Raw genomic sequence first — 12,298 nt, 5'->3', positions numbered from 1 at the left:
ATCTTGGCGCATTGCGACGCCGTTTAGAAGGGTGGGTCCATTTCATTATTCCCTACAGTGAGGAACGAACGTGATAGGGAATCTCTCTTTGCGATGTAGTCACTTCTAACACAATTCGATACTCATAAACTGGCTGTGCGGGTCCAATATATAATCTGCAAATGGTTCACAGTATCCAAAGCCAAACTTTTCATACAGGTTACGCGCCGCCTTAAAGTAGTCTTCTGAGCCTGTCTCTAAACTGATTGTTTGATACTTGCGAATGGCTGCGGTATCCAATACATGTTGTAAAAGTTGGCTAGCAACGCCTGACTTTCGAGCAAACTGTGAGGTTCTCATCGATTTGAGTTCAGCGTGTTGGGTATTTAACTCTTTAATCGCAACACACCCAAGCAATTGACTGTCTTTCCAAGCACTAAAAAAGGTAATCTCTGGCGACTTGAGCCCATCCAGATCCAGAGCATGAACACTTTCGGGTGGTGATGTTGCGTACATATCAGCGAGATGCTCTTCCAGTAAGCCTATTACTTCCCCACCCGATAAGTCATCAAGCTTGATGATTATTGAAGTACCGATTTCCACAGAGTCCTTTGCGTTTGGTGCTGATTCCATTGTCTTAACTTTCCTTGTTTAGCTCGCTTATTTAGCTTTAATTACTGACCTACTTTCCTGAATTGTTTACTTTTCAAGAACTGGGTTAAAACCAGTAAAATTACTGATTTATCATAAAATTTTAAATGTCACACTTAGTTTACCTAGATACCATAATTTTCCAATCTAGTCTCGTCATAAAAGAGCTCCGCAAAGACCTTGGGGTCGCTACATCGAGTGAGAAAAACCTATTTCAGTTAACGAATAAGTAATCCGGTAGATATGAGTATTCAACTAGATTTAACCACCACTTTAGCCTGTCAAAACTTCGACTCAGCACAAGGGTGTATGACACTTCAAGATCATCGAGTTGTTGATGTCGACAACGAGATCGCCCAAATCTTTGGTTATAAAAACCGTGGTGAGTTATTACGCAATGTTGATTTTGTATATGCCTTGGTACCTGATAGTTACCAAAATCTAGCCAAGCAGCGCTATCTAGAAGCAATAAAAGGCAAGCTTAAGAAAGGAAAATTGTACACAGACATTCCCGCTCATGGCCGTAATATCTCCATATTTTGCTTATCGCACATTGTTGAATTGAATAACAAGCCCGCTCTTAAAGTGAACATCATTGACATCACCTCTGTGGTAGAAGCGCAACGTCAACGCCACGAAACCGATCGTATGTATAGAAAGCTACTCAGTACATCGAAGCAAGGCATTTTGATTCATAGAAACTTCAAACCTTTGATGGTTAACCAAGCTTGGATTGAACAACAAGGTGCCAAATCCATTGAGCAAGTGCTTGCGATGGATTCAATCATTTCAATCATTCCTGAAGCAGAGCGACCAATTGCAATCAGACGTTACGAGAGCATTCTCAATGGCAACACACCCAACTTCAGTTCCGTGGTTACCAACCGTTGCTTTGATGACTCCTACAAATACTTCAATCTCTATGACAACGTGATTAACTGGGAAGGTGAAGACGCCATTCAAGTCATTCTTGAAGAAGTGACAGATAAAGTATTGTTGGAAAAAGAATTACTGCATCGTGCTATGCATGACGACTTAACGCAGGCACTCAATCGTCGGGCGATTTATGATTGGATAAAGAAGCCAATGAATCAGAGAATCGAAATGTCTTGTATGTTGATTGACATTGATGACTTTAAGTTGATAAACGATCAGTTTGGTCACACCGTTGGTGACACTGTCATTAAGCACTTAGCTGACACTATAAAAACTCACGTTGAATTGATCCATGGCGTAGTGGGACGCTGGGGTGGTGAAGAGTTTATTGTGTTCATTCCTAATGCGAAACCTGCGTATACCCAAATCATTGGTGAACGTATTTGTCATTCATTTAATCAACATATTTTTATTGGTGCTAATCGCCGTCCGTTTAGGTCCAGTGTCAGTATTGGAATGACCAGTCGATGTATTTGTCATTCCTCGAACTCAGTCAATACTCTCATTAAAGTCACCGATGACGCACTTTATAGAGCAAAAGCAAACGGCAAAAACCAAGTTTCAATAAATAATGAATCGGTTTGTATCGAAGCGTGTTCGTAACGGCTGAAGCTATCTCGCTTTGATGATATTTTTCCATACTCCTAACAGTGAATCATCAGTGTTTAGTTAGTAACAAAGTTGGAATTAAAGTGCATGAGCATGTTGAATATTTTATTGCGAATTCCACATTTCGGTATATGATGCGCCACCCCAATTTTTTCAGCAAATGCTGCAGGCAAACATGTCCGCCAACGCGCTCTATACCGACCTATCGGGTTACTATGATTTAATGTGTGTTGATATTGACTACCAAGCGCAAAGTCACTGCGTTCGTAGGCTACATCAGATTTTTGGAAATGAAGGAAAAACTCACCTAGACCTCGGTTGTGGTACTGGATCACACGTTCGTCACTTTATTGATTATGGTTATCAAAGTAACGGGCTTGACTTAAACCAACCCATGTTAGATATCGCTCAACTACGCTGCCCTGAAGCTAGCTTTTCTGTGCAGAACATGAGTAATTTTGAAGTCTCTGAGCCGTTCGACCTTATTACTTGTTTCTTGTATTCGATCCACTACAACGATGGCATCGAGAAGTTAAAAGAGTGCATTGCTAGCGTTCACAAAGCGCTAAAACAAGGCGGTGTTTTCTGCTTTAACGTTGTCGATAAAGATAAGATCAGCAATGATCTGTTTGTTCGACACACCACAAACCAAGAACAAGATGATTTTACCTTCCGATCGGGTTGGTATTACTCTGGTGAGGGTGATAAGCAAGCGCTAATGCTTAGTATCGAAAAAACGACTGCAGGTGAAACTCAAGTTTGGAATGATGAACACCCGATGGTGGCATTCTCGTTTAAGGAGTTAATCGAGATATTGAAGCCATACTTTGAGGTTAATATCTTCGAGCACGATTACGACAAGCTGATTCCTTGGGATACTCAGTCCGGCAATGCGCTGATCACGTGTGTGAAAATCTAGAGAAGTCGATACGCAGCAAATTAGTCTATACACATAGATCAACAAAGAACCCATATTTGCCTTTATTTTTATCGCGTATCCAATATCACATTGCGTCATAGTGTTATCTAAGGTGATATAAAGTACCGAGTTTGAGATCAAGACGGTTATCAAAGTTCTAAATCAGAAATGTTTAAACATAAAAAAGAGAGGCACAATGGCCTCTCTTTGATCGTCTACTTTATATTGCTAGCGTTAAACTATAAGACTAAAGCTTTGTCCAAGCGTCCTGCCAGTACTGGCTGTCACCAGGAGCATAAGACGCGCTTGCACACCAAGCCGTGTATGGCCAAGGCTTACATTCGTATAGACCATCGTCAGTGCCTACCACGATGTCGCCCGCTTTATAGTTCGTTCCTGCTTCGTACGGAGGGTAATCACCTGGAGGTGGCGTTGTACCGCCCTCTTCTTTGATAGCGAATGAATTATCGACCATCACCATTTCACCGTCTGTCGCAGTACCAACCACTTCAAGCTGGTACTGACCTTCTGCAACATCACTCAGCTCCATAGTAATCGTGCGGCTATCAGTTAGATTCACGTTAGTCTGTTCAACAACAGTATCCGAGCTATTGCTCACCGTTGCGGTGACATCAAGCGCTTCGTTTGACGCTAGTGTGAACTGTAAACGTACATTGCCATTATCTAGAATGTATTCCGACTGAAGACCAGATACATTTAGCTCTAAATCACCACCTGGATCAGGGTTGCCGCCACATGAACTGTCTGACGCTTTTCTCCAAACGCCCCACTCACCTGTCGTTCCCGGCTCCTCGCCACGAGTATACCAACCTGCAACCCACGTTGCTCCATCATGCGATACTTGGTCACCTTCAACATAAACGGTGTCGGCATCCCATGCAGCAGCACAGTTAGAACCATCCGTCACAGACACTTTACGGTCAGCGGTTACAGTTTGGTTCGCGCTATCTGTTACGCTATACACAAGCGTGTAGTTACCTATCTCATTCACATCGACACTACCAGTGTGTGTAATTGAACTTGTTAGGTCACCGTCTTCAGCATCATTTGCTGTAACACCCGCCATTGGGTCGAATGGGTTACCGAGTACGATAGTAGTATCCGACACGCCATCGAAAACAGGTTTTTGGCTGTAAACTTCTACCGTTCTAGCCTTGGTTGTCTCATTGTTGTCACTGTCTTTCACACGGTAAGTCAGTACATAAGTACCTATAACACTGGTTTCAACATAACCTTCAACATCGATCGATGAAGTTAAATCACCATCTTCTTTATCTGTTGCTGTTACGCCTTCCATTGGATCAAATGCAGTGCCATGAAGAACACGCGTATTCTCAACACCTTTCAATACAGGCTCACCTTCAACTGGTGGCGGTGTCACTTGGCCGTGAACAAATGGACCATAGTCTTTAATGAATTGTTCGTTGTATGCTTGACCCGCTTTGTTAGTGCCCATATCCCAGTTGATAGACCAAGTCATTACGCCGCGTAAAGGCTGCCCCTGCGCCGTTAGGCTATCAAACGCGTCGTATAAGTCTTGTGGCTCTTGCACAAAACCCGTCGCTGAAGCATCGATACTTGAAGGAATACCGAACACGAGCTTGTCATGTGGGATCTTGTGGAAACCACGCGTTCCATTGATAAGAGAATCAGAGATGTAGTAGATGAACTCTTCTTTTAACGCATCGTTATTTTGTGCTATCCAACCCACACCTTCAACCCAGATACCATCGCCACCTTGGTTGTAGAATTGTGGGTTGATCCAGTCGTAGTAGCCTTCTAGATTATCGATATAAGGAACGTACTTACCGCCTGTCGTTAGATACGGGAACTCAGGCGCCATAGTAATAAGGAAGTTTTTACCTTCTGCGCGGTAGTGGTCTTTCACTAGCTTAAGCGCATCTGGAATCACGGTTTGGTTATTTGCAGCGGTGACGGCCGCTTGCTCGAGGTCGATATCTAGACCGTCAAAACCATAACGTTCCGTAAGACGAATGATCTCATCAGCAAAGGCTCTTTCATCACCGGTTTCTAGCTCTACGTGTGCATCAGCACCACCCAAAGCCAAAAGTACAGAGCGACCTTGCTTGTTGAGTTCAGAGATTTGGTCAATAAATTGTTCTTCTGAAAGCCCAATCGTTGGGTCCAGTTTAAAAGTTGGGATTCGACCATCTGTCACATCGTAAACCTTCATGAATGACACATTCACGATGTTGTACATTGGGTTCACTTCATCTAGCGTCACACACGGCGCATTACCACCTTGGTAGCCGCCACCGTCACACCAGTTATGCCAATAGCCAACTACGACGCCTGAATCTGGATTCGTCATATCTGAACCATTCGCATAAACAGCGCCAGACATAGCCGCCATGCCGACCGATACTGCTAATTGTAGAGCTTTACGTTTTAACATTAGTCCCACTTCCTTACTTAACAGCTGTGCCAATCACAACCGAACCAATTCATTTTAATCATGAATATTTATAGAGAAGTAATGGAATTTATAGGAAAAGATGACCTTTGATTTAACTTGTGATTTTAAGTCACAGATTGAATATCAGAATCAATATGATTTTGACTTTTCATTCAAATTGAAATGCTAAAATCTGTTATTTTCAACTAAATACATTGATTGAGCAAATATTTAATCAACCTTAATTCACTAAGATAATTAACCAAAAACATAAAAAATAACCAATAGGAAAAAACGAACTTTAAATCGGCAAAAATCACCCCAAACATGCCGTAATCACTGACCTCAGACCAGATACCATTGCGAGTGACATCACTAAAATAGCTTGGATATAATCGTCATACATGTGCTAGAGATACACACGTATAACGGAATATAGGAGTGAAAATTTGTGGAATTTTGGATGTATACCTCAGGAGTTTTTCAGTTACCCCTCAGCACCAGATGAATAATATGCGTCCAATAGTGAAATAAAACTCACCTTATCAAGTTCATTAAGTTGATTAATTCCAGCCGCTGCTTTTCTTCCTCCACCAGTTGCAAAACTTGAGCAAATTTCGTCCGCGCCTATTCTGTTTGATAATGGTGCCCGTAAACTCACCGTGTAAGACTTTCCATCTTTGTTTTTCGTTAATACTGCTTGCGCTCGGTTTGGATCTTGATTGACGATTTCATTACCAAATACGCCACTGATGCGCCTTGCCCAAGTCTCACCTGGCAGTTCAAACACACGTGCGACTTCACTTTCATAAACAGGAACAAGGTTTGATAGCTGCTGGCGATCATTTTGATAAGCAGCTCGTAGTCGATAAAACACAGAGTTTTTATCATCTAAAAGGTCAAATGGGTTCGGGTATTGATAAAGGGTTTGGTAGAGCTCAATTGGCGTGAAATGCAAATCGCTTAGTGACGAGCCGTAGCCGTTGTAATTAACTAGAGTACCCAACTCTTCTAAGAAATCAGTTTGAGATTGGTCAAAGCCATTTTCTAACGCTAATTGTGAAGCTACCGCTTTTAAATTATCACCAAATGCCGCCGCGATTGCCCACGCAACATATTCACCTTTTAACTTTTGATTGATCAACAAGCTGGTGCAACATTCAGGCGCCGTATTAACCAACGTCTTAAGAAACTTAGACTGCGGTATGTCTCCCGTACGATGGTGATCGCAATAGAACACATCAATATTAGCATCGAGTAGCGAGTGTAGTGCCGGTAGATTCTTCTCCATCGACACATCTAGGACCGTAACAGACGAAACCTCTCCTTGTTCACCCTGCTCAGCGAGTTTAGAAACCACTTGAGAGACCAACTTGATATCACGCTTTACACCAGTGATCAGTACACTTTCTTTAGGCTCGTTTAAGCGAAGTTGCAGTAAAGCGATGATGCCGTCTGCATCTCCATTGAATACGTCGTAGTGCATGTTGTTCCTTTTGCTGTGAGATTCCGTCGCCCATGCAAGTAAGTTAAAGTAGGCTCTATCGTTAGTACGTTACTATGCTTTATAGCGTCTTAAAATTTTAGCTTTATTTCACAGATACTTAAGTCTATTTTGGAATTCCTTATTCTCATTTCAATCTATTCAGATACTTGCCTCTACACTCCAGACACAAAAAAAGCGCAGATTATCTGCGCCTTTGTTTCCATCCCACTTAAATCTCGGTTCCCCGTTTATTAAGTGCTTTTCAAATCATTATCAATTACGACGTCTTGAACTGAGCCACGGCTTTATCCATATCATGGGCTTGCTCTGCGACCTTATCAACTTCAACTAAACAGTGCTGAGCTGATGCGTTGTTGTCGTTAGAGATGGTGTTTAGCTCTGTGATTGAGTCACTCACTTGCGCCATCACAGCACCCTGCTCTTCAATCGCTGATGCAATACGCTCAGAGTTGCCCTGGATGCTTTCCATGTCGCTTAAGATAAGCTGCAGGCTAGCATCGAGCTCTTCCGAATCTTTCAAAGTCAGTTGGCCTTGTTGGTTACATTCACCAATTTCGGTCATCGAAGCGTTCATTTGGCTTTGAATTGCCGTTACTACACTGGTAATTTCAGTCGTTGATTGGTGCGTTCTGCTTGCAAGAGCACGAACTTCATCGGCAACTACGGCAAAGCCTCGGCCTTGTTCACCGGCACGTGCTGCCTCAATGGCTGCGTTCAGTGCCAGCAAGTTGGTTTGTTCTGCTATTCCTTGGATGATGTTTACTGCATCGCCGATTTGATCAACATGATGGTTCAATGAGCTGATCGAATCTTGGCTGCTAGAAAGGCGTTCAGACAACTGAGTAATGTTGCTGATCGTATCAACCACCACTTCACGGCCTTTATCGGCATTCACTTTTGCTTGATGAACACCTTCAGCCGCAACTGATGTGCTTTCTGAAATTTCACCTATTGTGAGTACCATCTCTTGCACTGACGTTGTCATTGTAGAGGTGTGGTTTGCTTGAACTTCAAACTGTTTGATGACTGACTCTAGCTCGTCATGCATGTTCGACGTACTTTGTGTCAGTTGCAGTGACTTAGATTGAGATGCCGCGATTAAGCCCTCCAATTGATCAAGCAATTGGTTGAAGTATTGGCCTAAAGTGCTGAGTTCGTCTTTGCCATCAAGGTGCGAACGAATAGACACGTCGTTAGAATCAACGATGTTGCGAATCACCGAGAGTAATGACTCAATCTTGCCGATAATAGAACGGACAATTAACCAACTGAACAGAATGATCGACACGAGTAGCGTGACGCAAAGGATGTTGTTGATCAGCGATAGCTTGTCCATCTCTTGTTGGGTTTCTTGGTCTAATACCGCTGAGAACTCTTTAAATTGAGTTTCGATAGCATGAGAACCCGAGCGAGCTTGCCCAAGCAGACCTTCGTTGTGCTTCAAGCCAATCACTCGCTTCTGTTCAACCACTTGACGTGCAGCATCTATCAAAGCAGTTGAGCTTCCAACATTAGAAGTAATAGAAAGAACACTCGGATCGAACTCACCCTTTTCAATTAAGTCATTGAACAGGTAAAGCTCGATTTTTTGTTCAGCACTGGCTGTCACGCTGATGTTATCGAGCAAAACATGAAACTCGCCTAGCAAGCCTTTGTCGCGTGCTAGCCCATAGACTTCGCTCGCTTTTACTAGGTTAACAAAGCTGGTGTGGTAAGTTTCGATGTCTTCACGTAGGTGTGTGCTGTTGGCTAAGCCTAAATCACTGAGCACTGTATCTAGCTCAGATTCAGACGCTAAGAATTTGTTGTAGTTTACGTCGAACTTGGCGAGGTACTTCATATCACTACGTAATAGGAAATCTTTCTCGTTACGGCGAAGATTGAGTAGTCGCACTTCAAGTTCTTTGGTGATTTGTTTGGCTTCGCTCATTTGAGCGGTGGTGTCTGCAAATTGCGATGTGGTAAACAACAATGAAATCATGCCGAAGATGGAGAACATCCCCAACGAATAGAGCTTTTTCTTTATATTCATATACGTGGCTCGTCTTTACTAAATTAACTATGAGTATCTAATTGATCGCATCGAAGCATGGAATACAACTCGTGCGACCTGGTTATTGTTATGGTTTTTATATCGATAATGAGCGTCTTAAACTGTGGCTTCTAAGTCCACTAGCTATGACGGTCTCAATTGCATTTAAACAGCAAATGAAGCAGCCAACTAAAGTTAATTTTATCAATAACACAAATTTATTACATGTACATTAGTTGAATGATAAAAGTGAGAGACAGCTATTTGACGGAGTGTGAAGGCCTGAACACCCTGTTATGTAAGGCTTTGAATTAAAACACTTTGGACCATTGTTGACCTTAAGGTTAGAAATGACATTTTTTTGGCTCATCAGAGGAGCACGAGCGAAGAGCAATATTGGAGATTTTGACTTATTTTTTTAAACGGGGAACCCATCGATTGGGGATTGTAGAGTTGAGCGTAAACGGCGAAAAAAATGGATCTACTCAATTCGAGTCAGGTCCATTTTTGGATTTCTTAATCAATCGCTTTGCAGATCAAGAGCTAGAGCGCGAACTTAAAGCTGACTAAAACGCTTTCACCATCTTGGTTAGGCACTTCAATAATACTGCTTTCTCGTCTTCATCGATGTCTTGCGTCAGCTCATTAACCAAATTCAAGTGAAGCTGGTTATGGTGAACGTGGATCTTCTGACCTTCATCAGTTAATGCCACCACAATTGCACGACGATCCGTTGGGTGTTCATGGCGTTCAATCAATTCAGCTTTAACCAGCTTTTCAATTTGAACAGTAAGCGTACCCGTGGTGATACCCAACTTTTCAGCGAGCTCTTTCATTCTTAACGCGCCATGCATACCAAGCACTTCAATGGTGTGTACTTGAGCCAGGGAGTAACCCGTCTCTTTGACAACAGACTGCTCCCACGAAGACATTTTATCGTAGAACTCAGTCAGTATTTGGTTAAGCTGTTCTATATTTCGCATGGTCGTTTGAATGCACTTCAAGAGTAAGATGATTAATCTTATCAAACTTGGCGAGCATTTGTTTATATTCAGAGACGGTTTTGTCACTGTTTGATTCAAGAGTAATCGCTGCTGAATAGTGATGTCCACTCACCTTCCACATATGGAAATCGGTTACCGACGCATAAGGCGTTAAGGTTTCGGTCACTGAGTCACGATAATCTTGGTCGATATTCTCATCCAGCAGGATTGGGCTGGTTTGTTTCATAAGGTTCATCGTCCACTTGGCAATCACGAATGCGCCAACCATTCCCATTGCTGCATCTAACCAGTTCCAACCGTAAAACTTACCAAATAGCAGCGCAACAATCGCAAGCAGAGACGTCAAAGTATCCGCCAACACATGCATGTAGGCTGCGCGTAGGTTGTGATCATGATGGTGTCCGTGATGCTCAACATGTTTATGACCATGGTCGCTGTCGTGATCATGACTATGTGAATGACCGTGCGAATGGCCATGGTTCTTACTATGATCATGGCCATGCTCGTGTCCGTGATCATGATGGTGATCGCCGAGTAAAAACATACTCACTACATTCACGGTTAAACCAATACAAGCAACGATGATCGCTTCATTGAACTGAATTGCTTGTGGGTTAAACAAGCGATGTACCGATTCCACCAGCATCAACAATGCCACAATCCCCAACGCAATCGCGCTGGTATAGCCCCCTAGCACGCTGACTTTGCCAGTACCAAAAGAGAAACGTTCGCTCTCGGCATGTTTCTTCGCATATCGGTATGCAAATAAGGTGATGCCAAACGCCGCAGCATGCGTCCCCATGTGCCAACCATCAGCAAGTAACGCCATAGAGCCGTAAATAGTACCGGCAACGATCTCGACAACCATGGTGATGATAGTTAACAAGAGAACGTAGAAAGTACGCTTTTCACCTTGGCTGTTATGTGAAGAAAAGTTGTGTTGGTGACGTGTTGGAAAACTCAAAATGGCGTCCTTAGCTCGTGTGTTCAATATTAGGAGTCGTTACTGATTAATCTTGCTCAAAAAAGTGCTTTGACTCACAAGTAGTTTGATTATCAAATCAACAAATGGAATTTAGTTTGATTATCAAACATTGTCAACGATGAATTTTAAGGCTCTGATTTGGGAGAGTAATAATTTATAGGGGGATCTAATTAGCTCGACAACCTATTAGGTGGAGAAACAGCTGCGCTTTGCAGACACAAAAAAGCCCACACGAGGTGGGCTACTAAGATCAGAAGGAGTTATTGGTTTTGCAACAGTGTAATCTCATCATTCACCCAACCTAACAACTGCTTGGTGGCTTTCGACAACACTTGGTTCTGCCGAACAATATAACCAAGACTGGTGCTAGAAAAGTTCATCAACGGTGTCACTTTCGAATGCAGATGCTGCTTGGTGGATACCGCAAACTCAGGAACAATCGCCACACCAAAACCGGCTTCTGCCCAGTCGATTTGAGCGTCGACACTCCCTACTTCCATCACCCTGTAATTGGGCAGATTAAGGCTTGGTAAACCTTCATCAATGAAATCGCGGGTTCTCGTATCGTGGCCAAGTAAAATCAAAGTGAGCTCTGCATCAGAGTCTTGGATATCAAACCCATCGCCAAGCGCACACCAAGAAAGCTCCTGCAGTTTAGTGAAATACAATGACTCGTTGTGCTGTTCTTTGGCGATAACAAAACCAATATCCGCCTGAGCGTTCTTAACTAAACTCGATGCCTGAGATGAGGTGGTATTCAAGAGCGTAAGGTCAATACCCGGATACTGCGCTTTGAACTTTTGGAAAGGACGAATCAACAAGAACCGGGAAATAATGTCACTTACGGCAATGGTTAACGTCCCTATTTTTAGGTCATTAATGGCGTTGAGATCGGCCTGACAAATCTGCAGTTCGAGTAGCGTTCTTTGGCTTGTTTCCAATAGCCGTTCACCCGCTTGAGTCAATTGAAAAGGGCTTCTCTCTATCAACTTTATGCGTGTTTGTTGTTCCAGTTGTTTTAGGTGCAAACTCACATTAGGTTGTGTCATGTGCAGTGCATTGGCCGCTTTCCCAAAATGCTTATATTCCGCTAGCGTCACAAACGTCTTCAACAAATTAATATCGAGCATCATGTCCCCTCTCTCGTATCACTTACATCATTCCCTAAAAGTAAAGAACACCCCATCGTCATATATGGACCCACCCAGTTTGCAAGTAATTTTACACGTTTGGTAATAG

General features: G+C 42.8%; 9 protein-coding genes. 2 read left to right on the top strand and 7 right to left on the bottom strand.

What is annotated here, in order from left to right:
- Nucleotides 1-105: 105 nt before the first annotated feature.
- On the bottom strand, nt 106-612 hold the full coding sequence (locus tag ACED45_RS23020) for a GNAT family N-acetyltransferase (RefSeq protein ID WP_102433450.1): 507 nt from the start codon (nt 610-612) through the stop codon (nt 106-108).
- 261 nt (nt 613-873) lie between these two features.
- On the opposite strand from ACED45_RS23020, the gene ACED45_RS23015 reads away from it, so the two are divergent.
- Nucleotides 874-2,169: a sensor domain-containing diguanylate cyclase gene (locus tag ACED45_RS23015; protein WP_371715107.1), complete on the top strand. Its 1,296-nt coding sequence runs from the start codon at nt 874-876 to the stop codon at nt 2,167-2,169.
- A 181-nt stretch (nt 2,170-2,350) separates the two neighbouring features.
- Nucleotides 2,351-3,094 (top strand): class I SAM-dependent DNA methyltransferase, encoded by a 744-nt coding sequence (locus ACED45_RS23010; RefSeq protein WP_371715106.1) that lies wholly within the window; start codon nt 2,351-2,353, stop codon nt 3,092-3,094.
- Nucleotides 3,095-3,341: 247 nt separating this feature from the next.
- Here ACED45_RS23010 and ACED45_RS23005 read toward each other — a convergent pair whose 3' ends face one another.
- The 6 genes from ACED45_RS23005 to ACED45_RS22980 form a co-directional block, all read right to left on the bottom strand.
- Nucleotides 3,342-5,531 (bottom strand): immunoglobulin-like domain-containing protein, encoded by a 2,190-nt coding sequence (locus tag ACED45_RS23005; protein ID WP_371715105.1) that lies wholly within the window; start codon nt 5,529-5,531, stop codon nt 3,342-3,344.
- Between the two features lie 487 nt (nt 5,532-6,018).
- Nucleotides 6,019-7,017, bottom strand: a complete 999-nt coding sequence (locus tag ACED45_RS23000) for a DHH family phosphoesterase (RefSeq protein WP_371715104.1) — start codon at nt 7,015-7,017, stop codon at nt 6,019-6,021.
- 277 nt (nt 7,018-7,294) lie between these two features.
- A complete protein-coding gene (locus tag ACED45_RS22995) occupies nt 7,295-9,019 on the bottom strand; it encodes a methyl-accepting chemotaxis protein (protein ID WP_371715108.1) in 1,725 nt (574 codons plus the stop codon).
- 617 nt (nt 9,020-9,636) lie between these two features.
- Nucleotides 9,637-10,053, bottom strand: coding sequence for a MarR family winged helix-turn-helix transcriptional regulator (locus ACED45_RS22990; protein ID WP_280621565.1), 417 nt, complete (start codon nt 10,051-10,053; stop codon nt 9,637-9,639).
- Nucleotides 10,031-11,038: a CDF family Co(II)/Ni(II) efflux transporter DmeF gene (gene dmeF, locus ACED45_RS22985; RefSeq protein WP_086049330.1), complete on the bottom strand. Its 1,008-nt coding sequence runs from the start codon at nt 11,036-11,038 to the stop codon at nt 10,031-10,033. The genes ACED45_RS22990 and dmeF overlap by 23 nt, the downstream gene beginning before the upstream one ends.
- 281 nt (nt 11,039-11,319) lie before the next feature.
- Nucleotides 11,320-12,192, bottom strand: coding sequence for a LysR family transcriptional regulator (locus tag ACED45_RS22980; RefSeq protein ID WP_019350717.1), 873 nt, complete (start codon nt 12,190-12,192; stop codon nt 11,320-11,322).
- Nucleotides 12,193-12,298 lie beyond the last annotated feature (106 nt).

Origin of the sequence: Vibrio crassostreae, from assembly GCF_041439375.1 — a bacterium.
Classification (GTDB): domain Bacteria; phylum Pseudomonadota; class Gammaproteobacteria; order Enterobacterales; family Vibrionaceae; genus Vibrio; species Vibrio crassostreae_D.
Note: the sequence above shows the minus strand (reverse complement) of the source record. Positions and strands in the feature narration are given on the sequence as shown.

Coding starts and splice junctions, on each gene's coding strand:
- ACED45_RS23010 (WP_371715106.1), top strand. CDS start 2,351: ATGTCCGCCAACGCGCTCTATACCGACCTATCGGGTTACTATGATTTA.
- ACED45_RS23015 (WP_371715107.1), top strand. CDS start 874: ATGAGTATTCAACTAGATTTAACCACCACTTTAGCCTGTCAAAACTTC.
- ACED45_RS23005 (WP_371715105.1), bottom strand. CDS start 5,531: ATGTTAAAACGTAAAGCTCTACAATTAGCAGTATCGGTCGGCATGGCG.
- ACED45_RS22990 (WP_280621565.1), bottom strand. CDS start 10,053: ATGCGAAATATAGAACAGCTTAACCAAATACTGACTGAGTTCTACGAT.
- ACED45_RS23020 (WP_102433450.1), bottom strand. CDS start 612: ATGGAATCAGCACCAAACGCAAAGGACTCTGTGGAAATCGGTACTTCA.
- ACED45_RS22995 (WP_371715108.1), bottom strand. CDS start 9,019: ATGATTTCATTGTTGTTTACCACATCGCAATTTGCAGACACCACCGCT.
- ACED45_RS23000 (WP_371715104.1), bottom strand. CDS start 7,017: ATGCACTACGACGTATTCAATGGAGATGCAGACGGCATCATCGCTTTA.
- ACED45_RS22980 (WP_019350717.1), bottom strand. CDS start 12,192: ATGATGCTCGATATTAATTTGTTGAAGACGTTTGTGACGCTAGCGGAA.